Source organism: Stenotrophomonas sp. 10L48, assembly GCF_056395105.1.
The window spans coordinates 39716-59720 of record NZ_JBFTIX010000010.1 but is presented as its reverse complement, the minus strand read 5'-3'; the positions used below and the strand labels follow the sequence as shown (position 1 = coordinate 59720).

Below are 20005 nucleotides of genomic sequence, written 5' to 3'. Positions count from 1 at the left end.
GTGCCAGAGGTCGGCACCTACCCAAAGCTGCTACCGCCATTGCAGGCGGTCAGGCGAACGGCAGCTCCGCGGCGATGCACGCAGCGCGGATCACCGCACATGCCTCTTCGATGGCCGGCGTGGTCGGTGCCAAGCGCGGCCGGCGATCCAGCGTGCAGGCCAGCCCGACCTCCAGCAGCGTGGCATGTGCGCCATGCAGCGCCTGTGCGGTGGCTTCGGGCAGGAACTCCGCCGCCGCCAGCGCGTCGATCAATGCCGGCGTGGCACGCGGCTGCAGCAATGCAGGGACTTGCGCACTGCATGCCAGCACGCCGGTCTGCAGCAGGAATTCCAGGTCGACCACGCCACCCGCGCCCTGCTTCAGGTCGAGCCGCGCGGCATCGCTGCGGTCCAGTTCAGTGCGCATGCGCCCGCGCATCTTCACTACATCGGCATACAGCGTTGCGCGATCACGTTCGCGACCCAGGGTCTGCGCACGTACCTGTTCGAAATCCTGCAGCAGGCTGGCATCGCCGGCCACGCCGCGTGCGCGCACCAGCGCCTGGTGCTCCCAGGTCCATGCGCGATCGCGCTGGTACTCGGTGTAGCTGGCCAGCGAAGACACCAGCGAGCCCTTGCCACCATCCGGACGCAGGCGCACGTCGATGTCGTACAGGCGGCCGGCGGCGGTGACCGCAGCCAGCAGCGCCATCACCTTCTGGGCCAGGCGCGCATACCAGCGGCCCGGCTCCAGCGGGCGCGCGCCGTCACTGGCTTCCACGCCCGGCGGGTGATCGTGCAGGAACACCAGGTCCAGATCCGAGCCGAAACCCAGCTCCAGGCCGCCCAGGCTGCCGTAACCAATGATCGCGAAGCGGCCGCCGGCGATAGCGCCGTGCGCGGCGTGCATATCGGCCTCGGCCATCGCCAACACGGTGATGACCACCGCCTGCGCCAGTTCGGCCAGTTGCCGGGTGCTGTCGACCGCGCCCTGGCGGCCATCCAGCGTGGCCATGGCCATGCGGAAGCTCAACGCCAGGCGAGTTTCATTGAGCCAGCGCAGCTGCGATTCGGGATCTTCCACCGGCAGCACCTGCCGGCATTCGGCCAGCATGCCGGCGGCGTCGGGCATCGGCCCGGACACGCGTACGTCCAGCAGTTCGTCCAGCAGCAGCGGATACGCGGCCAGGCGCTCGGCCAGCAGCGCGCTGCGTGCCAGCACGTCGACCAGTCGCGCGAGTGCGCTGGGCTGTTCGTCCAGCAGCGCCAGGTAGCTGGTACGGCGCAGCACTGCCTGCAGCAGGCCGAGCACGCGCTTGAGTGCGGCATCGGGCTGCGGTGAACGGGTGGCCGCGTGCAGCAGTGCCGGCAGTACGCGGTCCAGGCGCGCACGCGCCGCATCGGACAGCGACTTCACGCCCGTGCCCTGGGCGAAATCGCGCAGTGACTGATCGGCGCCATTGGCATCGAGGAAACCGGCCTCGGCCAGCAGCGGCGCGTTGCTGCCTTCGGGCAGGCTGCGCCAGTAATTGGCCAGCGCATCGGGCGCTGCCTGGCCCTTGCGTGGCGCCAGCAGCGCACCGAACTCGGTACTGACGCGCTGCTGCTGCACACGCAGTGCGTCGCGCAGCGCATCCCAATCGGCATAGCCCAGGCCGACGGCAATCCGCTCGCGATCCAGCGCATCGCTGGGCAGCACATGGGTCTGCGCATCGCGCAGCATCTGCAGCCGGTTTTCCAGCCGGCGCAGGAACAGATAGGCCTCGCGCAGTGCGGCGCCATCATCGCGGGCGATCTGCCCGGCAGCCACCAGGGCATCCAGCGCGACCAGCAACCGCCGCTCACGCAGCACCGGCTCACGGCCACCGCGAATGAGCTGCAGCGCCTGGCACAGGAATTCGATCTCGCGGATGCCACCGGCACCGCGCTTGATGTCGTCGTGCATCTCGCGCCGGGCGACTTCAGCGGTGATCGCCGCTTTCATCTCGCGCAGGCCGTCGAGCGCGGTGAAATCCAGGTAGCGGCGGTACACGAACGGACGCAGGGTCTGCAGCCAGGCCTCGCCAGCGGCGATATCGCCCGCCACCGCACGCGCTTTCAGCCAGGCATAGCGCTCCCAGTCACGGCCTTCGCGCTGGAAGTACTGATCCATCGCAGCGAATGACAGCGCGACGCGGCCTGCGCTGCCAAACGGGCGCAGGCGCAGGTCGACGCGATGGCTGAAGCCATCGACGGTGGTTTCATCCAGCAGCTTGGCCAGGCGCTGGCCGAGCCGGGCGAAATACTCTTCGGCCGCCAGCGCGCGCGGACCGTCGGATTCACCGCCCTGCACGTAGGCGTAGACCAGATCGACATCGGAACTGAAGTTGAGCTCGCCACCGCCCAGCTTGCCCAGCCCGAACACCACCAGCTGCTGAGGTTGGCCGTGGTCATCGGTGATCACCCCGTGGCGCTGGGCGAACTCCCGCTGCAGGGCGTCCAGCGCCAAGCGCAGGCAGTCCTCGGCCAGCGAGGTGGCGCCCGCCAGAGTCTGCGGCACGTCATCCAGCCCGGCCAGGTCGCGCCAGATCAAGCGGGTGGACATCGCCGTGCGCCAGCGTCGCAGCTGTGCCGGCCAGTCGCTGGGCTGCAGCGGGTCGAGCACCGGCGCCGGCAGCGGCGGGCAGCCCGGCGCGGCCAGCTGCGCCAGCAGGCCGGGCTGGCGCACCAGGGTGTCCAGGGCGAAGTCGCTGCTGATGGCCAGCTGCACCAGCATCGGCTGCAGTTCGGCCGGGATGGGATCGGGCACTGCCTGGGCCAAGCGCGTCAGCGCGCGGTGGACGAGGGGCTGCAGGGTGGCGGGCAATTCGGCGGGGGCGAGGGTCATGCACTGATTCTCGCGGGGTCGCATCCCTTTGCCAACGGCGAAGGGCTGTGACCGCTTGCTGCGATATCGCCGAAGGTTGCTGGGGTTGCCGGCCAGCGGCCGGCACTACCGAAAATGGAGTCCGCGCATTCATCTTGGGCGACAGGCAATAAAAAAGCCCGCTTGCAGCGAACTGCCAGCGGGCTCTGCTCCCTCCCCCACGTCGGGATGCAGGGCCATCGTGCGGTGTACGAAAGTACTTTGCACGCTGCACTGCAAAACAAAACTGACGGGTATGGGAGAGGCCTTGCCGGAAACGCCATTCCACGAAGGTAGAACCCCCCGTACGGCAGGGGATGGCCGATAATCGGGATTCCCCCCAGAAACGCTGTCGTCATGACTGTTGATCGCATCGCCAACGCGCGTCTTCGTGACCGCGTGGTCTCGGCCGAGGCCGCAGCCGCGCTGATCCAGCCCGGTGAAACCGTGGCCATGAGCGGCTTTACCGGCTCCGGTTACCCCAAGGCCGTTCCCGTTGAGCTGGCCCGCCGCATCGAATCGGTGCATGCCCAGGGCCTGCCCTTCCAGATCAGCCTGATGACCGGCGCCTCCACCGCGCCGGAACTCGATGGTGCGCTGGCCAAGGCCGATGGCATCGCCATGCGCATGCCGTTCCAGAGCGACCCGGATGCGCGCAACCGCATCAACGAGGGCAAGCTGGATTACATCGACATCCACCTCAGCCACGTCGCCCAGCACGTCTGGTTCGGCTTCTACGGCGAGATCGATACCGCCGTGGTCGAGGTCTCGGCGATCCGCGAGGATGGCTCGCTGGTGCCGTCCACCTCGCTGGGCAACAACAAGACCTGGCTGGACCTGGCCAAGAAGGTGATCATCGAGGTCAACGAGTGGCAGCCGGCCGGCGTGGACGGCATGCATGACATCTACTACGGCACCGCGCTGCCGCCGCACCGCAAGCCGATTCCGCTGGTCAATGCCAACGACCGCATCGGCGAGACCGCGCTGCGCTGCGACCCGGACAAGATCGTGGCCGTGGTGCGCACCAACGGCCCCGACCGCAACAGCCCGTTCAGCCCGATCGATGCGACCAGCGAGCAGATCGCCGCGCACCTGATCGAGTTCCTGCAGCACGAAGTGAAACGCGGCCGCCTGCCGGCCAACCTGCTGCCGCTGCAGTCGGGCGTGGGCAACATCCCCAATGCGGTGCTGGCCGGCCTGGCCAAGAGTGGTTTCCGCGACCTGGCCGCGTTCACCGAAGTGATCCAGGACGGCATGCTCGACCTGCTGCGCGACGGCGTGCTGAGCTACGCCTCGTGCACCGGCTTCGCACTGAGCCCGCAGGCCAACGAGACGTTCAAGGAGAACATCGATTTCTACCGCGAGCGCATCATCATGCGCACGCAGGAAATCTCCAACCATCCGGAACTGGTGCGCCGCCTGGGCTGCATCGGCATGAACGGCATGATCGAGGTGGACATCTACGGCAACGTCAATTCGACGCACGTGATGGGCACGCGGATCATGAACGGTATCGGCGGTTCGGGCGACTTCGCGCGCAATGGCTTCCTGTCTGCGTTCCTGAGCCCGTCGACGGCGAAGAACGGCACCATTTCGGCGATCGTGCCGATGGCCAGCCATGTCGACCACACCGAGCACGACGTGTCGGTGATCGTGACCGAACAGGGCCTGGCCGATCTGCGTGGCCTGACCCCGCGCAAGCGCGCGCAGGTGCTGATCGACAACTGCGCGCACCCGGATTTCCGCGCGCAGCTGCAGGACTACTTCGACCGCGCCAGCCGCGAGAGCTACGGCAAGCACACCCCGCACCTGCTGCCGGAGGCGCTGTCGTGGCACCAGCGGTGGCTGGATACGGGCACCATGAAGGCCTGAGTATTGCCGGTTCGCCGGGCATGGCCCGGCGCTACCCCGCATCGCACCTTGGTAGCGCCGGGCCATGCCCGGCGGGTGTTCCGCATCAGGTGCGCAGGCTCGCCAGCGATTCGGCCTGGATGCGCTCGTAGATCTCGAACTCATCGTTCACCGCCGCACCCAGCGCCTGTTCGAAGGCCTCGCGATTGGCATGGGCGGCGTACGCGCGCTGCTCACCGCCGCCCAGGTTCGACTGGAAGATGCCTGCGGCACTGACCGGCAGGAAGTCCTCGTAGACGATCGGATCGGCCGTGGCCAGGCCCGCGGCAACCAGCACTTCGGCCGGCAGATCGGCCACGCGCTCCGGCGCGGCGCGGCCAGCGTCGGTCAGCTGGTAGCGGTAATACCCCAGGCCTTCCTGGCGCAGGGTGTCGTGGTCATCCGGGAAGCTGGCGAACACCGCCTGCAGGCGCTGCCCATAGTCGCCACCGGTGCTGCCCGCGCCGTCGGCATCGCGCGCCTGCGTCAGCAGCTGGTCGTACAGCGCGCGGCCTTTCGCAGTCAGCGCCAGGCCACGCTGCTCGATCTCGCCGAAGCGCGCGGTATGGGTACCGGCGTCGCCGCCCTCGTTGCCCGGGAAGTGCACCGCCTCTTCCAGCGCCTTGAAGCTGGTCTGCCGCAGCAGGATCGGGCAGGCGCGGCGCGGCGGGCCCTCGATCACCGCCTTGGCGGCCATGCCGTGCTCGATCATCGCCGCCTGCGCAGCGTCGATGTCCAGCGTGCGCGGGGTCAGGTGGTTGATGTGCGGGCCACGGAAGCTGACCACATCGGCCACCAGCCGGTGCGCCTTGTGCAGGGCATGGTAGGTCGGCAGGTCGACGGTGGCGTCGCCATGCCAGCGGAAGGTCTCCAGCGCCTGTTCGACGAAGCGCTCGGCATCGGCCTGGGTCAGGCCACCGTCACGCTCGGCCTGGTCGATCAGCGCCAGTGCCTCGTCGGTGAAGATGCGGCGGCGGGCGAGGATTTCGGCCGACTGCGCACGCAGCGCCTCGTCTTCGATCAGCTCCAGGCGCAGCAGCGAGGTGAACACGCGGAACGGGTTCAGTGCCAGCGCAGCGGCGGTCAGCGGGCGGAAGGCGGTGGAATGCACCGGCACGCCGGCCACCGACAGATCGTAGTAGCCCACCGGGTACATGCCCATCACCGCGAACAGGCGGCGCAGGGTTGCCAGTTCCTGCGGGGTACCGACGCGGATCGCGCCATGGCGTTCTTCATCCAGGCGGGCACGCTCGTCGTTGCGCAGCAGCTGCGCGGCCAGCGCCGGGTCCTGCGCCAGGACCTGCGTGTTGATCCGCTCCACCAGTTCCACCAGCGTGCCGTACAACGGCACTTCGGTGCGGTACATGCGGGACATGGCCTGGGCGAACAGGCGGCGGATCACATCAGGCGAAACGAAAGAGGCGCTCATCAGTCACTCGATTACGGGAACGGGGAACAGCTCGGACCAGTATTGTCGCCGGAGCGCGCGGCGGCGGCAACCTCCGTGCGGCGGGGGCATGCAGTTGCCGGCCAGCGGCCGGCACTACCGTTTGAGCTGCCGCTTCAGCGTGGCATCGAGGGTGATCGGCCGATCCCAGTGCTCGTAGCTGGCCACGATGGCGTGGCGAACGGCCCGGTAGTGCAGGTTCTGCGGCTTGGCCGGCATCCGCTTCACCACCTCGGCCCAGCCGCCCTCGGGGTCCTGGCTGAAGGCGCGCACGCTGTCGCGGCAGGTCTGGCCACTGGCCTTGGCCCAGAAACAGGCGAAATAGATGTCGCCGGCCTGCCACCGGTGGGTGGTGGCCAGCGCGGCGATGTAACCGCGCGGTACACCGGCATAGCGCGATACCTCGTCGAGGAAGGCATCGGGGTAACGCTCGGCGTAGTGGTTGATGTCGGCCAGCTGGATGTCGACCCAGGCATCGCCGGTATCCACCTCATAGGTCGCCGAACGTTCGGCGGTCTGCTGCGCCAGCACGATGGCCGGCGCCAGCAGCAGGGACAACAGCAGGGCGCGCAGTGGCAGTTTCATGCTTCGATTCTGCCGCAGCGGCCGCGCCGTGTCAGGCCGCGGCAGCGGCCTTGGCCTCGATCGTCGCCAGCGCCGCCGGCCAGTCCCAGGCGGTATCGGCGTTGACCATGCGTGGTTCGTCGTCGGCCACGCCGTGCTGGGTCTCGTGCGCCCAGGTCACTGCGTAGGGGGTGTGGATACCCCAGCCGCCGAGGGTGATCACCGGTTCGATGTCCGAGCGCAGCGAATTGCCGACCATTACGAACTGCTGCATCGGCAGGTCGAATTCGGCCAGCACGCGGGCATAGGTTTCCGGGTCCTTCTCGGACACGATCTCGATGCGCGGGAACAGGTCCGCCAGCGCCGCGACCTTGATCTTGGCTTCCTGGTGGAACAGGTCGCCCTTGGTGATCAGCACCACCGGGTACTGCGCGGCGATGGCGGCCACCGACTCGCGTACGCCGTCGATCAGTTCGACCGGGTGGCGCAGGGTGTCATGGCCGATGTCGAGGATGCGCTGGATGTCCTTGGCTTCGATCCGCTGCGAGGTGATCTCGATGGCTGCTTCGATCATCGACAGCGTCATGCTTTTCACCCCGTAACCGAACACGCCGAGGTGGCGCTGCTGCACTTCCAGCAGGTGGCGGGCGGTCTGGGTGTCGTGGACGTCGATGTAGCGCGACAGCAGGTCCAGGTAATCCTGTTCGGCCTTGCGGTAGTAGTCCTCGCTCTTCCACAGCGTGTCGTCACCGTCAAAACCGACCAGGCCGATGGCGCGCGAGGGCGCAGGCGTGGAGGTGTTCATCGCCCTAGGATACAGGCGCGGCGATGACGAAAAAAACCCGGGTGGCCGAAGCCACCCGGGTTGCCCATGCACCGGTTGTCCCGAATTCAACCGTGGATCAGCGACCCTGGCCCGCGGCCGTGCCACCCGCGCCGGCACCCGCCTGCTGGGCGGCCACGTAGGCCTTGTACTCGTCGGCGCTCAACTGGCCGTCCTTGTTGGCATCCGCCTGGTCGAACACCTGCGCAAGGCCCGCATTCACCTGCGACTCGCTCTTGCTGATGGTGCCGTTGCCATCGGTATCGATGCTGGCCCACGTCTGGCCACCGCCGTTGGCCTGCGCCGAGGCTGCTGCGGCCGCGTCGGTAGCCTGGTCGGCCGCCTGGCCTGCCTGTGCCGCCGCCTGCTGGGCCTGCGCCGCTTCGTTCTGTGCATGCGCGGCCTGCTGCTTGGCCGACTGCGCCATCGCCGGGATGGCCAACACGCTGCCGGCGGCGACGATCAGGGCGATCAGGGGCTTGCGGTTGCGAATAGTCATCTGGGGTGTCTCCTGAAGGGTGGTAGTGCGCGGTCGTTGTCTCCGCACGGCACCTACCCTGCCACCGCGTTTCTGAATCGATTTTGCGCCGCAATTCCCTCGAACACGCATGGTTAACCACTGGCGCAGACGTATGCGTTAGCGCGGTGGTTAGTGCGAAGTGAGCAGACAGTAAGACGAGCATTCAGCGCTGCAGGATTTAACCGGCAGCGAACGAAAAACCTGCGTCAGTCGACGGTTTTTTCCGATGACCGCGAACTGAACAACACCCATCCCAATGCAACACCGGAGAGCGCACCGGCGATCTCCAGCACCACGCGGCTGCCCAGTTCGTTCGGATCGTGGATGGTGGACAGGAACAGGCGCGCATACAGCGGCGACTCCAGCCGCACGATGCCCATGTAAAACAGCTTCCAGGCATCGATGCCGGCGGAGATGATCACCGCGATCACGCACGACCAGCCGATCGCATGGCCCACGGTCCAGTGCAGCACCCGGCACAGGTGGTGCCACAGGAAATACACCAGCAGGCCGACCAGCAGAGCGATGAGGCCCGCCTCGAGCGTACCGAGCAGGCCGAAATGCAGGGGAAGGTTCATCAGGCGGGGACGCAGGAGAAGGCGGCCAGTGTAAGGGTATCGGCAGGGCTGCGCCCCTGCACCTGCAGAGGCCAGGGCGCAAGCAACGGCAACGGCCAAAGCAACGGCAAGCATTCCGTGGAATGGCGGGGCGGTGTCGGATTGCGGGGACGCCGCAAGTACGTCCTTGTAGGCTTGGCAGCCGCATCCATGCGGCTGACACCCCGCAATCCGACACCGCCCCGCCTTCGACAGGTTCCCGGTATGTGGTAGATCCACGCCATGCGTGGATGGATTTCCATCGAATCGAATATTTCGACAATTGAACGAAGAACATCCACGCATGGCGTGGACCTACCGTGTCGACCAAGGTCGACACCCACCAAGAGCAGGCCATGCCTTCCCGACAGATCGCGGAAATCTGTCGAAGGCGGGGTGGGTCCGGTTGAGGGGGCGTGAGCCGCATGGATGCGGCGACCGAGCTTACATGGACGTACTTGCAGCGGCCCCCGCAACCGGATCCACCCCGCCATCCCACGGAATGCCCGCTGTTGCTGTTGCTGTTGCTGTTGCCGTCGATTCGGCGGGTGCAGGGCGCAGCCCTGCCGACAACCCCTTACCGCACTGGCACGTCGTAGGCGGTACCGGAGTCCGGCTCGGGCTGCAGCGTGTAGTGCCACCACTCCTGCGCATAGTTGGCGAAACCACGCCGTGCCATCGCCTGTACCAGCTGCTGGCGGTTGCCCTTCTGTGCGTCATTCAGGCCGGGCGTCTGCGTATGCGCGCGCGGGCCGAAGAAGTCGAAATCGGTGCCCATGTCCATCGGCGTACAGCGCCCGCTGCGGCAATCCAGCAGGCCCAGATCCACGGTGGCACCACGGCTGTGGCCGGAGCGCTCGGCGATGTAGCCGTCGCTCAGCAGCTGCGGCTTGTCCAGATCCGGATACTGCAGCGCCTTGCGCGACTGTTCCTGCGGATCACTCACCCAGGCCATGAACGCCTGCACCGCGCGCACCGGGCGATAGCAATCGTAGAGACGCAAGCCAAAACCCTGCGCGCGCAGGTCAGCTTCCACAGCGGCCAACGCCTTTGCCACCGGCGCCATCAGATAACACGCGGGCGCCTCATAGCCGGGCACGCGCGCAGCGGTGAAGTTGTTGGCACCGGCGTAGCGGATGTCCATCTCGATGCGCGGTGACAGCGTGCGGATCTCCACCAGTCCCGCCGCAGTGACGTCGGTGGCGGGCGAGATGCGTGGTGGCTCAGCGGCGTGGGCCGCCGCTGCCAGGGCAATCGCCAGTACGAGTGAAATGCAGGTCCTGGAAGTCATAGCTGAAGTCGATCTCCGGATCGATGGCGCGCAGTTCCAGCGTCGGCGTGCCTGCATCGGGATTCAGCCACGCCTGTGCCGAGGGTTCCAGCGTATCCCACTGCAACAGCCAGCGCCCTTCCAACTGCTTCACTGTTGCCTGCAGCGCGGGCGATTTGTCCACACTGAAGCGCAGGCCATTGCTGGTGGGGCATAGCGAGGCGGGGCCAAGCCAGGGATCGCGGTAACGCCCCTGCCATTGCGCCAGATCGGTGGCGGCGGCCGGTTGCGCGGCCCTGGTGGAGGGTGCACGACTTCCCGTGGCGGCGCGCTCGGCACGATCGGCCTTCAGCTCGGCCAGGTAGTACCCCACAGGTTGCGCGTCATCCGGCGCGGTGAACTGTTTCAGCGTCGACTCCATCAACGCGGTGCGGGCTTCTTCGGCCTCGCCGTTGATCAGCATCACCACGCCGACCTTGCGATCCGGCAGCAGCGCCAGCGAGGAATACATGCCCGACAGCGTACCGGTGTGCGCGACCTTCCAGTGCCCGTCCATGTCCGACACCCGCCAGCCCAGCCCATAGCCATAGAAGTGGGCGTTGTCCCACTTGCGTTGGCGTTCGCCCAATGGCATCGGCATGTGCAGCGTCCACAGCATGCGGCGTTGCTCGGCGCCCAACCACGCCGGTGCCAGCGCCGGGTCCAGCAGCACCTGCATCCAGCGCGTCATGTCGCGCAGCGAACAGCGGATGCCACCGGCCGCCATCGACGTCAGATCGGGGCTGAGCGTTCCATCGGCACCGGCCACCACATTGCGGCCATCGCGACGCACATGCGGTTGCGCGACATTGCCGACCTGCTTCACCGACCATGCGCCCACCTGGCAACGGGTCATCCCCAACGGATCAAACACCCGCTCGCGCATCAGCTGGTCATACGGCTTGCCACCGGCGGCCGCAGCCACCTCACCGGCAACGACGTACATCAGGTTGTCGTAGGCGTAGCCGCTGCGGAAACTGGTGACTGGCTTCAGGTGTGCCAGCCCTGCGATGACATCGCTGCGGGTGAAGGCATTGGGCTCGGGCCACAGCATCAGGTCACCGGCCCCCAGGCCGAGGCCACTGTTGTGAATCAGCAGATCGCGCACCTGCAGGTGTTCGCCCACCCAGGGGTCATGCATGCGGAACGCCGGCAGATGGCGGCGTACCGGGTCGTCCCAGCGCAGCTTGCCCTGCTCCACCAGCGTGGCCAGCAGCGCGGCGGTCATCGCCTTGCTGTTGGAGGCGATCTTGAACAGCGTGTCTTCATCGATGCGGCCGCCGTCACCGCGCCCCCCTTCGGTGTGGCGATAGACCACCTGGCCATCCTCGACCACCGCCATCGCCAGCCCCGGCAGGTGCTCGTGCTGGCCCACGAAGGCGATGTCGGCGTCCAGGCGTGCGGTGTCCACCGCCCCTGCTGGGGCGGTGGCGGCAAGCAACGCGGCCAAGGTCAGCAGGCGATACACGGCCGGTCTCCATTGGCAGGGCCGGGCGACGCCCGGCCCTGCGCATCCTCGTCGATCAGAAGTTCCAGGTCACCACCAGCTGGGTGTAGCGCGGCGCCTGCCAGCGGGTACCGGTAGCGAAGGTGTTCTCGCGGTACTGGCCAGGCTGGGCTTCGTAACGCTGGTGCACGTTGATGGTCTTCTGGTTGTTGAAGATGTTGTACACCGACAGCCGGGCACTCAGGTCGATGCTCTCCACCGGCAGGCGCCAGGTCACGTTCGCGCCCATGGTCCAAGTCCACGGCAGGCGACCGAAGGCACCACGCGGGCTGTATTCGAACTGGCGTTTGTCATAGGGGCCGGAGCAGTTGGCCACGCACAGCCAGCCGGTGCCACCACCGCTGCCCTCACTGGAGGTGCTGCCACCTGCGATCGAATCGTTCGGCCACATGACGCCATAAGCGGTGATCGGGCCGCCGGACTGCACCTGCAACGTGGTGCCGAACGACCACTGCTTGTTCAGCGCATACGCCGCGCGCAGCTTGAACTGGTGACGGAAATCATTGAACAGCACGCCATAACGTTCATTGGTAGCCGGGTGATCCCAGAACTGGACCATGCCGGTGTCGCCGTAGTTGGTATCGGAGTTCACCGGCCCTTCGAAATTGCCCTCGCTCTTGGACCACAGGTAGGACGCGTTGAGCATCCACTTCTCGTCCCATGCGCGATCGATCTGGAATTCCAGCGCCTTGTAGGTACGCTTCGGCTTGGAATAACCGATCACCTCGCCGCTGCCGCCCTTGCGATAGCCGCTGTTGGCGGTATCGATGGTGATCCAGCCTTCGTTGGCGCAGCCGATGCTCTTGTCGCCCCAGATGGTCAGGCTCTCGCCCGGGTTCGCGATCGGCCACAACGTGCTCGGCGTCGGTCCGCACGGGGTGTAGTTGATGCGGATGTCATCCAGTGCGCGGGTCATGCGCCGGTAGGTGGCGTTGACGCCCCACGACCAGGCCTGGTTGATCATGTTCTGGAAACCGAGGATGTACTCGTCCTGGTAGACCGCTTTCAGGTCCTTGTCCACGCTCTGCCGCAGGTCGGCACCGCCGGTGTTCATGCGGGTGTCGGTCGGCCCGATCTGCTGTCCGATGACCGGCGCCATGTACGCCGAACCGGTAGGCGAGGTCTTCCGTTCCCAGCCCTCAAGCACGTAGTAGCTGTACTCGTCGGTCAGGCCGCCGGCGAAGTTGACGTTGATGTTGTTCGTCACCGGCAGGTAGTAACGACCCGCGTTGCCGAACAGCTTGGTGCTGCCATCGCCCTTCATGTCCCACGAGAAGCCCACCCGCGGCGCAATCAGATCGTCCATCTTGATGAACGCCTTGCCGGCGGCGGTGCGGTTTTCGAAGCGGTCCCAACGCACGCCAAGGTTCAGCATCAGGTTCGGAGTGATGTTCCAGATGTCTTCCAGGTAGAAGGCATTGGCTTCGGTCTCGAACTTGCCGCCGGATTGCCGGTTGCGCGCACGCAGCATCTCGGTGACACCGGCCGGCACGTAGGCATTGGCGCCGTCCCACACTTCATCCCCGGGACGCGCCACGTAGGCGGTGTAGCTCAAGGCGGTCGGCCCGGGATAGCGGGTGGTCTGGTCGGTGGTCATCAGCTCGCGGTCAACGCCGAAGCGCAGCAGGTGGTCTCCCAGCTGCCATTCGAAGTCCAGGCGCGCCACGTCGCGTGTGTCATCACGCTCGGCCACGGCGGTCCCGGTCGGATGGCAGCCGGCGCGCAGGCCCTGCAGCTTGGACAGACGGGTGCCATAGGTGCTGTCGGTGAACACCGGGCTGCAGGCCTGGTCCAGCGACGAGTTGGTGAAGGCGCGCTGGTTGTTCTGGCCGACCATCGCGCGCGCGGTGAAGTTCTGTCCGAAGTGACCGGTGTAGGTGGCTGACCAGTTCTTGCCGCCAGTCTCGGTGATCGAATCACCGCCCCAGTCGCCGAGGCGGTTGTCATCCCAGTCGTAGGCGTAGGACGCATTGGTGACATCGCCTTCATCGGAGAATGCCAGCAGCGCCAGGCTGTGGTTGTCATTGATGTTCCAGTCCAGCTTGGTGCCCCAGAACCCATTGCCGGACTTGTTCTTGAACCAGGTGCTGCCATCGGACGAGGTGTTGTGGCCGCGGTCGTTGCGGTCCTCGTACATGGCGAACAGGAACAGCTTGTCCTTGATGATCGGCCCAGAGCCCCAGACATTGGTCTTCAGGAACGAGTTGTTGTCGCGGCTGCCATAGGAATGCGGCGTACCGTCGCGATGGAAATGGTCACCGCCGCTTGAGCGCCCTGCGCTGGGCTCGGCAGTGACTTCCACGCCGCCCTTGAACTCGTTGCTGCCCGAGCGGGTGACCGCGTTGATCACGCCGCCGGTGGAACGGCCAAACTCGACCGAGTAGCCGCCGGTCTTGACCTGGAATTCATTGAAGAACGCGAACGGGGCCGTGCTGAAGCCGCGACGCGTGTACATGTCGGTAACGTTGAGGCCGTTGATGAAGACTGCGTTCTCGGCCACCGAGGAACCGGCGAAGGACAGGCCGCCGAACGACGAGTTGCCGCCGACCACGCCCGGTGCCATCAGCGCCACGGCGGACAGATCCTGTGCCACCGGAAGCCGTGAGATTTCCTGCCGGTTGATGTTGAATGAGGTCTCGGTGGAATAGACGTCCACCCGGTTGATCACGCGGGTACCGACCACCTGCAGTGCATCGAGGTTGGTGACGCCGCCGCCACTGGCCAGGTTGACGGTCGTGGTGCCGCCGACAGCGACGCTTACCGCCACCTGTTCGCCCAAGGTCTGGCCATCGCGGCTGAGCTGCAGCCGATAGTCACCCACCGGCAGCTGGCCGAGGCGGTAGCTGCCGTCGGCACCGACGGTGACCGTCCGGGTCAGGCCGGTGCCGGCATTGACGACGGTGATCTGGTCGCCCGCGGTGGCGCGGCCGGCAACGGCACCCGACACGTTCTGGGCCGTGGCCGTGGTGGGCAGCATGATGCCCAGACACGCGCCGAGGGCGACGCACAAGGCCGCCCGCTTGATGTTGTAAGCCTTCATCCCCTGCTCTCTCCTGCAAGAATTGAATGGTGGTGGGGTGGTGTGTCGCGCTAGCGTTGCCCGGCTGGCAGTACCCGCCACTGGAAGTCGTAGCTCCATTGGTCGAAGTACAGGTTGCCGCCTGACCACTCGGCCTCGCCGCGCTGCGAGTCGACCGTTTCCGAGCGGTAGTGCTGTTTGGCCGGCGCGAACGCCTGGCCGAAATCGTCGTTGAAGGCGATGCGGTAGCCATCGAGGCCACCGAGGTAGAAGTCACGCAGCGCGGGCGTGTCGCTGGCCAACACGCCGGTGGTCACATCCATCGGCAGCCAGCCATAGGGCGCCAGGTAGACCTGGCCCCAGTCGTGCAGGTTGTTGTAGCCGCTGCCATCGTCGGAGAACACCATGCCCGATTGCCAGCGCGCGGGAATGCCGTTCATGCGCAGCAGGGCGATCAACAGCAGTGTCTGTTGCCCGCAATCGGCATGACCGGCGCGCAACGCGTAGTCGCTGATGTTGCTGAGGGTCGAGTACTCGCGCGCACCGGCCCATGGAATGCGGTCGACCGCGGCGAACAGCTTGCGTACCACTTCATACGGGCGCGTCTCGCCCTGCAGCACCTGCTCGGAGAACAGCTTCAGCGCCGGCGTGAAGCGCACGTGCGGCAGCTGCTCGGCCAGATAGGGCTTCAATGCTGGATCATCCGGCGTAGCCTGCACCTTTGTCACATCGATTGCCGTGCGGCGCGCGAAGATCGTCACCGCGTAGCGGATTTCAAAGTACGTCGGCTGCCCGGCCACCGCCTTGGCTTCCAGGTAGGCGGTGCGCTGCTGGGTGCTGGCCGGGGCGACTCGAGCCTTGCCTGGTGCACTGCCGATCCACTGCACGCGCTCCTGCTGGCCGGGAATCTCGCGCGGGTACGGAATCCAGGCACGTACGGTTTCGCCGGCCGGTACGGCATCCGCCTTGACCGTCAACGATTGGGTGAATTCGATGCGCTGCGGCAGCACGGATGCCATGCCGCTCTGTTCGGCGGCGGCAACCACGCGCGCGTGATGCGCGTTGAGCACCTCGTTGGGGCCCGGCGCCGGCATCGGCGCATCCGCGCGGCGGCGTGCACGTGCTTCATCGCTGAGCAGGAACAGGTTCGATGGTGCGCGCTTGAAGTACCAGCGCGTGCCATCGATGTCGAGATGCTCGATCAGGCCAAGCTGGTCCCAGCGCGCGAATTCCTCGTTGGTCAGGTCGGGAATCCAGCGGCGTACCGCTGCTTTGGCTGCGGCTTGGTCAAGGGAGAAATCCAGTCTGATGCGGCGCATGCGCTCGCGCTGGAACGCGCTTTCGGCAGCATCGCCAGCGGTCGCCAGCAACGCATCGGCATCGCTGAAACGACCGCTGTCGACCAGATCGATCAGCTGGGTTTCCCGTTCGCGTTCAGTGGCGCTGCGCGGATCCGCGGCCGGTGCCGCCGACGCCCACAGCAGCAGCGCGGCACACAGGCCGGCAGCGGCAGGCAGAGACGGTTTGCGAACGGCAGGATCCACAGCGACACTTCCCAAGCGCGGGTGGTAACGGCTGTGTAACACGGGCCGGAAGACCGGTCAATAATTTATTCTTGCTTTCGGGGCCGAAAGGAATAAATATTCCAACAGGCATTCGAGGAGGGTGTGCAGCGCATGATCCTGGCTTCCCGCGAACCGCGTCGGCACTGGCCGCACCGGTTGACCTTGGCACTGGCCCTGGGCCTGCTGGGCGCACCCGCATTCACCCAGGCGGCCACGCCTGTACCCGACCCCGGCGCCCCGCTGCCTTACGTGATCGGCCTGCACGAGGCCTACCTCACCGCAGACTACTGGGCGGCACGGCTGGACAATGCCGACGCACCTATCCTGGACCGCGCGCAGATCGAGGCGCAGAACGCACGGATGCGCGCGCAGGACAAGCACATCCAGGACATCGCCACCCTGCCTGCGCAGCTCAGCTCGGCACAGGTGCGTGACAGCATCACCACGCTGTCGAGCTGGCCCACGCGGGCGCTGTATGACGACAGGGGCCGCGCCATCGCACCGGACGTGCGCAGCGCGATCGAAGCCAACCTCGGTCTCGATGCAGTTCCGGGGCAGGTGTCGCCGGACTACGCCCTGGTGGTGAAGCGCGCTGCGCTGCGCACCTTCCCAACCCGCCAGCGTGTCTTCAGCACCGTCGGCGATACCGACATCGACCGCTTCCAGGAGTCGGCACTGTTCCCCGGCGACAAGGTTGCCGTCGTCCACCGCAGCACCGACGGCCGCTGGTTGTTCGTGCACAGCGAGCGCTACAGCGCATGGATCGAAGCCGACGCGGTGGCCAGCGGTGACAGGGCCACGGTGCTCGGCTACGGCGCGAAGGGGCCGTACCGCGTCGTCACCGCTGCCACAGCGCACACTGCCTACACACCCGAGGAACCGCGTGTCTCGCGCCTGCAGCTGGACATGGGCGTGCGCCTGCCGGTGTTGGCCGACTGGCCCGCCGCCGAGCCGGTGAACGGGCAACAGGCGCACGCCTCGTGGGTGGTGCAGCTGCCGGTGCGCGAGGCCGATGGCCGCCTGAAGCTGATGCCGGCGCTGCTGCCGCGCTCGCAGGACACTGCCGCCGACTACCTGCCGCTGACCCCGCGCCTGCTGCTGCAGCAAGCGTTCAAGTTCCTCGGCGAGCGCTACGGCTGGGGCCACGACTACGACACCCGCGACTGCAGTGGTTTCGTCTCCGAGATCTACCGCAGCTTCGGTGTGCTGCTGCCACGCAATACCAGCGCACAGGCGGTCAGTCCCGCGCTGGACCGCTTGCCGTTCACCGCCAAGGACGGCAAGGCCGTGCGCGACCGCGCTGTCACCGATCTGCAGGTGGGTGACCTGGTCTACATCCCCGGCCACGTGATGATGGCCATCGGCCACGTCGATGGCCGCACCTGGGTGATCCACGATACCGCGGGCGGCAGCTGGTTCGGCGCCGACGGCAAGCGTGTGCAGGCCCACCTCAATGGCGTATCGGTCACCCCGCTGGAGCCGATGATGGCCAGCGACAGCGTCCGCTACATCGATCGCATCACCAACATCCAACGCCTGCGTGCCAAGAACCCCTGAATGAAGATCACCGCCATCGAACTGGGCATGCTGCGCGTGCCGCTGAAGACCCCTTTCAAGACCGCGCTGCGCACGGTGGAAACCGTGGAGGACGTGGTGGTGCTGATCCGCACCGACAGCGGCCACACCGGCTACGGCGAGGCGCCTGCCACCGCGGTGATCACCGGTGACACCCACGGCTCGATCATCGAAGCGATCCGGCACTTCATTGCCCCGCGCTTGATCGGCCAGGAGGTGGTCAACCTCAACCGCCTGTGCACGCTGGTGCAGACCGCGATGGAGCGCAACACCAGCGCCAAGGCGGCGGTGGAGATCGCCCTGTACGACCTGTGGGCGCAGCTGCATGGCGCGCCGCTGTACCAGATGCTCGGTGGTGGCGACCCGGTGATCACCACCGACATCACCATCAGCGTGGACTACATCGATAAGATGGTGGCCGATTCGCTGTCGGCGATCGAACGCGGCTTCGAGTCGCTGAAGATCAAGGTCGGCAAGGACATCGGCGTGGACATCGAGCGGGTCAAGGCGATCCATGCCGCCGTCGAAGGCCGTGCGCTGCTGCGCCTGGATGCCAACCAGGGCTGGACTGCCAAGCAGGCGGTACATGCGATGCGCACGCTGGAAGATGCAGGTGTGGTGCTGGAACTGCTGGAGCAGCCAGTCAAGGCCGCCGACATCAGCGGCCTGAAGTACGTGACCGATCGGGTCAACACCCCGGTGATGGCCGACGAGAGCGTGTTCAGCCCGAGCCAGGTGATGGACCTGATCCAACAGCGCGCCGCCGACATCATCAACATCAAGCTGATGAAAACCGGTGGCCTGTCCAACGCAATCCGCATTGCCGACATCGCCGGCATCTACGGCGTGCCGTGCATGATCGGCTGCATGATCGAATCCAGCATCAGCGTGGCCGCAGCGGTGCACCTGGCGGTAGCCAAGAGCGATGTGATCACCAAGGTCGACCTGGATGGCCCCTCGCTGGGGCAGTTCGATCCGGTCAGCGGCGGGGTGCGCTTCAACGAGTCGGAGATCAGCATCAGCGATGTGCCGGGGTTGGGCATTACCGAAGTGCGGGGGTTGGAGATGCTGGGTTGATTTCTGCCTTGCGGCTGGCTTGGCGTACAACTGACGTTGGGTCGGGCGTTACTTTTCTTTTCGCGAAAAGAAAAGTAACCAAAAGAAACGCTCCGCCGGCCGCGAGCCGACGTGCTGCGCACGCCGGTGCCCTGCGCTCCTCGGTCCGCCGAGGGACGGCGCGGAACTCGCTGCGCTCAGACACCCGCGCCTCTTCGCCCTCGCCGGACCTGCGGTGCTCGGCTCGCTTGAAGGCGGACTCAACTGCAGCTCCGGGTAGATCCACGCCATGCGTGGATGTCCTTGCTCCTGCTTTTGCTCCACTCCGTAACCCCTTCGCGGCTGGCACCCGCCCGACCCACCCCATAATCCGCTCTACGCAACCAACCGCAACGCGCCTACACATGCCCGGACGCCCCGCATGCCGCCCCTGCTGAAAATCCGCACCGAGCGCGGGCAGATGTCGGCCATCGAACGCCGCATCGCCGACTTCATCCTCGACAACGCGCACCTGCTGCGCGACTACTCCTCGCAGCAGCTGGCCAGCGCGCTGGGCATCAGCCAGTCCAGCGTGGTCAAGTTCAGCCAGAAGCTCGGCTTCAAGGGCTACCCGGACCTGAAATATTCCATCGGCGAGGACGTCGCCCGCGCCGGTGCCGACCCACAGCAGGCGCCCGCCGAACCGGACATCAGCGATGACTACCTGCGCCTGGGCGACGCCCTGCGCCGCAGCAAGGCCCAGGCCGAGGAAGAAACCCGCCAGGCCAACCCACGCGAGGAGATCGAGCGCATCGTGCAGCTGCTCGACTGCGCGCCCAAGCTGTTTGTATACGGCCTGGGTGACGACGGCCTGTACGCGCGCGAATTCGCCATGCGGCTGTCGCTGCTCGGCCTGCTGGTGGTGCCGCATACCGATCCGATCCTGATGCTGGCCAACCTGTCCGCCGCGCGCCCGGGCGATGTGCTGCTGATGTTCTCCGAGTTCGGCAAGTTGCCACAGCTTTCGCAGCTGTCGCGCCAGTTCCAGGACATGGGCGGCAAGGTGGTGTCGATCACCCGCCACACCGCCAACCCGCTGCGTGCGCATGCCGATGCGGCACTGGTGGTGTGCGCGCACGACCGCGCGCCGCAGGTGGCGCAGCTGCTGTACCGTAGCGCCATGCATGCCCTGCTCGATTTCCTGTTCGTGCTGCTCTGCCACGCCAATCCGGATCGCCAGCAGCAGCTGGCGGTGAACCTGGAACGGATCGACCACCTGCTGGATTCCTGAC

At 66.4% G+C, this 20005-nt stretch carries 14 protein-coding genes; 4 read left to right on the top strand and 10 right to left on the bottom strand.

What is annotated here, in order from left to right:
- Positions 1–49: 49 nt before the first annotated feature.
- Entirely contained in the window at positions 50–2845 is a 2796-nt protein-coding gene (glnE, locus tag AC1DCU_RS16525; protein WP_442252345.1) for a bifunctional [glutamate--ammonia ligase]-adenylyl-L-tyrosine phosphorylase/[glutamate--ammonia-ligase] adenylyltransferase, read from the bottom strand.
- A 375-nt stretch (positions 2846–3220) separates the two neighbouring features.
- Here glnE and AC1DCU_RS16520 point away from each other — a divergent pair, with 375 nt between their 5' ends.
- Positions 3221–4735, top strand: a complete 1515-nt coding sequence (locus AC1DCU_RS16520) for an acetyl-CoA hydrolase/transferase family protein (RefSeq protein ID WP_080150722.1) — start codon at positions 3221–3223, stop codon at positions 4733–4735.
- Between the two features lie 85 nt (positions 4736–4820).
- Here the strand turns inward: AC1DCU_RS16520 and hglS are convergent, their stop codons facing one another.
- The 9 genes from hglS to AC1DCU_RS16475 form a co-directional block, all read right to left on the bottom strand.
- Entirely contained in the window at positions 4821–6182 is a 1362-nt protein-coding gene (gene hglS, locus AC1DCU_RS16515; RefSeq protein WP_059065771.1) for a 2-oxoadipate dioxygenase/decarboxylase HglS, read from the bottom strand.
- A 114-nt stretch (positions 6183–6296) separates the two neighbouring features.
- The gene (locus AC1DCU_RS16510) at positions 6297–6785 is read right to left on the bottom strand and encodes a hypothetical protein (RefSeq protein WP_313446712.1); all 489 of its coding nucleotides are present in this window, start codon (positions 6783–6785) and stop codon (positions 6297–6299) included.
- Between the two features lie 31 nt (positions 6786–6816).
- Positions 6817–7569, bottom strand: coding sequence for an HAD family hydrolase (locus tag AC1DCU_RS16505; protein ID WP_032975604.1), 753 nt, complete (start codon positions 7567–7569; stop codon positions 6817–6819).
- 97 nt (positions 7570–7666) lie between these two features.
- Positions 7667–8086, bottom strand: a complete 420-nt coding sequence (locus tag AC1DCU_RS16500) for an EF-hand domain-containing protein (RefSeq protein WP_025878233.1) — start codon at positions 8084–8086, stop codon at positions 7667–7669.
- A 227-nt stretch (positions 8087–8313) separates the two neighbouring features.
- The gene (locus AC1DCU_RS16495; RefSeq protein WP_059065767.1) at positions 8314–8685 is read right to left on the bottom strand and encodes a hypothetical protein; all 372 of its coding nucleotides are present in this window, start codon (positions 8683–8685) and stop codon (positions 8314–8316) included.
- A 595-nt stretch (positions 8686–9280) separates the two neighbouring features.
- The gene (locus AC1DCU_RS16490) at positions 9281–9994 is read right to left on the bottom strand and encodes a M15 family metallopeptidase (RefSeq protein ID WP_442251939.1); all 714 of its coding nucleotides are present in this window, start codon (positions 9992–9994) and stop codon (positions 9281–9283) included.
- Positions 9927–11480: a serine hydrolase domain-containing protein gene (locus tag AC1DCU_RS16485; RefSeq protein WP_442251940.1), complete on the bottom strand. Its 1554-nt coding sequence runs from the start codon at positions 11478–11480 to the stop codon at positions 9927–9929. Before AC1DCU_RS16485 ends, AC1DCU_RS16490 begins: the two co-directional genes overlap by 68 nt.
- A gap of 55 nt (positions 11481–11535) precedes the next feature.
- Positions 11536–14559, bottom strand: a complete 3024-nt coding sequence (locus tag AC1DCU_RS16480) for a TonB-dependent receptor (protein WP_442251941.1) — start codon at positions 14557–14559, stop codon at positions 11536–11538.
- 50 nt (positions 14560–14609) lie between these two features.
- Positions 14610–16082: a transglutaminase-like domain-containing protein gene (locus AC1DCU_RS16475; protein ID WP_442251942.1), complete on the bottom strand. Its 1473-nt coding sequence runs from the start codon at positions 16080–16082 to the stop codon at positions 14610–14612.
- A 132-nt stretch (positions 16083–16214) separates the two neighbouring features.
- On the opposite strand from AC1DCU_RS16475, the gene AC1DCU_RS16470 reads away from it, so the two are divergent.
- From AC1DCU_RS16470 to AC1DCU_RS16460, 3 genes are all read left to right on the top strand, one after another.
- Complete coding sequence (locus AC1DCU_RS16470; protein WP_442251943.1) at positions 16215–17660, top strand: SH3 domain-containing protein; 1446 nt, start codon at positions 16215–16217, stop codon at positions 17658–17660.
- Positions 17661–18755 (top strand): dipeptide epimerase, encoded by a 1095-nt coding sequence (locus tag AC1DCU_RS16465; RefSeq protein WP_025878242.1) that lies wholly within the window; start codon positions 17661–17663, stop codon positions 18753–18755.
- 400 nt (positions 18756–19155) lie between these two features.
- A complete protein-coding gene (locus AC1DCU_RS16460; RefSeq protein WP_313115802.1) occupies positions 19156–20004 on the top strand; it encodes a MurR/RpiR family transcriptional regulator in 849 nt (282 codons plus the stop codon).
- The last annotated feature ends 1 nt before the right edge of the window (position 20005 follow it).

Coding starts and splice junctions, on each gene's coding strand:
- AC1DCU_RS16520 (WP_080150722.1), top strand. CDS start 3,221: ATGACTGTTGATCGCATCGCCAACGCGCGTCTTCGTGACCGCGTGGTC.
- hglS (WP_059065771.1), bottom strand. CDS start 6,182: ATGAGCGCCTCTTTCGTTTCGCCTGATGTGATCCGCCGCCTGTTCGCC.
- AC1DCU_RS16510 (WP_313446712.1), bottom strand. CDS start 6,785: ATGAAACTGCCACTGCGCGCCCTGCTGTTGTCCCTGCTGCTGGCGCCG.
- AC1DCU_RS16500 (WP_025878233.1), bottom strand. CDS start 8,086: ATGACTATTCGCAACCGCAAGCCCCTGATCGCCCTGATCGTCGCCGCC.
- glnE (WP_442252345.1), bottom strand. CDS start 2,845: ATGACCCTCGCCCCCGCCGAATTGCCCGCCACCCTGCAGCCCCTCGTC.
- AC1DCU_RS16470 (WP_442251943.1), top strand. CDS start 16,215: ATGATCCTGGCTTCCCGCGAACCGCGTCGGCACTGGCCGCACCGGTTG.
- AC1DCU_RS16490 (WP_442251939.1), bottom strand. CDS start 9,994: ATGACTTCCAGGACCTGCATTTCACTCGTACTGGCGATTGCCCTGGCA.
- AC1DCU_RS16460 (WP_313115802.1), top strand. CDS start 19,156: ATGCCGCCCCTGCTGAAAATCCGCACCGAGCGCGGGCAGATGTCGGCC.
- AC1DCU_RS16465 (WP_025878242.1), top strand. CDS start 17,661: ATGAAGATCACCGCCATCGAACTGGGCATGCTGCGCGTGCCGCTGAAG.
- AC1DCU_RS16505 (WP_032975604.1), bottom strand. CDS start 7,569: ATGAACACCTCCACGCCTGCGCCCTCGCGCGCCATCGGCCTGGTCGGT.
- AC1DCU_RS16495 (WP_059065767.1), bottom strand. CDS start 8,685: ATGAACCTTCCCCTGCATTTCGGCCTGCTCGGTACGCTCGAGGCGGGC.
- AC1DCU_RS16480 (WP_442251941.1), bottom strand. CDS start 14,559: ATGAAGGCTTACAACATCAAGCGGGCGGCCTTGTGCGTCGCCCTCGGC.